The 1,318-nt window shown below is 52.0% G+C and carries 2 protein-coding genes and 1 pseudogene; 2 read left to right on the top strand and 1 reads right to left on the bottom strand.

Features of this window, described 5'->3' with window-relative positions; all coding sequences use genetic code 11:
• A partial coding sequence (locus NH344_RS18160) for an IS3 family transposase (protein WP_253028289.1) occupies positions 1-736 on the top strand: 736 nt, incomplete at its 5' end.
• On the opposite strand, the gene NH344_RS18155 is transcribed toward NH344_RS18160, so the two are convergent.
• On the bottom strand, positions 699-1,106 hold the full coding sequence (locus tag NH344_RS18155) for a hypothetical protein (protein WP_044630875.1): 408 nt from the start codon (positions 1,104-1,106) through the stop codon (positions 699-701). The two genes, NH344_RS18160 and NH344_RS18155, sit on opposite strands and share 38 nt — an antisense overlap.
• A gap of 69 nt (positions 1,107-1,175) precedes the next feature.
• Here NH344_RS18155 and NH344_RS18435 point away from each other — a divergent pair.
• A pseudogene (locus NH344_RS18435) lies at positions 1,176-1,318 on the top strand (IS1380 family transposase); the annotation flags it as partial.

Below are 1,318 nucleotides of genomic sequence, written 5' to 3'. Positions count from 1 at the left end.
CCAGCAAGCCATTATCGATCAGCATGTGGCCAAGGCTTATCACCAACGCAAGGGCCGCTCAGGCGCCCCGAGACTAACGCTAGACCTGCGAGATGATGGGATGCCGATCAACCGTAAGACGGTGGCTACCAGCTTACAGCGTCAGGGCCTGCGCGCTAAAGCAGCTCGTAAGTTCAAGGCCACCACGAACTCACGGCATTCGCTGCCAGTCGCACCGAATCTACTAAAACAAAACTTCACGGCCTCAGCTCCTAATCAAAAGTGGGTGGGTGACATTACCTACTTGGCGACGGGCGAAGGCTGGCTTTACCTGGCAGTGCTCATTGATCTTTACTCTCGTAAAGTGGTCGGTTGGGCAATGAGTGAGCGTATGACGGCCGATCTTGTCTGTGACGCGCTACAGATGGCGCTATGGAAACGCAAAATGCCCAAAGGCGTGATAGTCCATTCGGATCGAGGTAGTCAGTACTGTTCCACGCGTTACCAGTCGCTGCTTACCCGGCATAAGCTTACGTGCAGCATGAGCGCCAAAGGCAACTGCTATGATAATGCCTGTGCCGAAAGCTTCTTCCACAGCCTCAAGGTTGAAGCGATCCATGGGGAGCAATTTACAACGCGAAACGATATGAGGCGCCAGGTGTTTGAGTACGTCGAACTGGACTACAACAAACAACGGCGGCACAGTGCTATTGGGATGATCAGCCCAGAGGCCTTTGAAGCCCGAATGATCGCTTAAACCAGTGTCCACTGTTGCTGGGTAAGATCAGTCGAAGGAAATTCCAAATGTTAGCTGAGTTCTTAATGAGGCTCTGGGAATTCACTCTTCCGATGTGCTTGGCCTGACTCGTTCCCATCACTGAAAGAGCAAATTTCACAGTTTCAAGCAAATCCGGATCATCGGACAGCAAAACATTCGGCGCGATAGGCACGGTAAAAGCGATGGAATTTCCGGATTTGGGGGCATCTTTGATCTTCCATGCCAAGTGTCGATATTCCGTTCCTGGTGCTAAAAATGAAGGCTTGTAGCTCTCCAGGCCTGTAAGCTCTTGATCTTCGGTGCCCTGAAAATGCAATTGATATTGAGATAAATCGATAACCGCTCCCATCAGCCCGCCTTATTCATGAGGCCGACCTGAAAACGAAGATAGCGGATGGTATTCTCTTGAAAATTCAGTGTGTTCCGCCAAGAATCTGAACCAAGAGAGCCATCCGCTATGGGTGAAAGCCTATCCACCTGGACGCCCTCGTGCAACAGCTCTGTCCGTGTCGAGTTGAGCGGCCAGCGCACCACCAGCGACAGCGGCGCTTTGCTGCTGCG

The sequence above is a fragment of the Halomonas sp. Ps84H-12 genome (assembly GCF_024124725.1).
Lineage (GTDB): Bacteria > Pseudomonadota > Gammaproteobacteria > Pseudomonadales > Halomonadaceae > Vreelandella > Vreelandella aquamarina.
The sequence above is the reverse complement of the archived record's forward strand: the minus strand, read 5'-3'. Positions and strand labels throughout refer to the sequence as shown.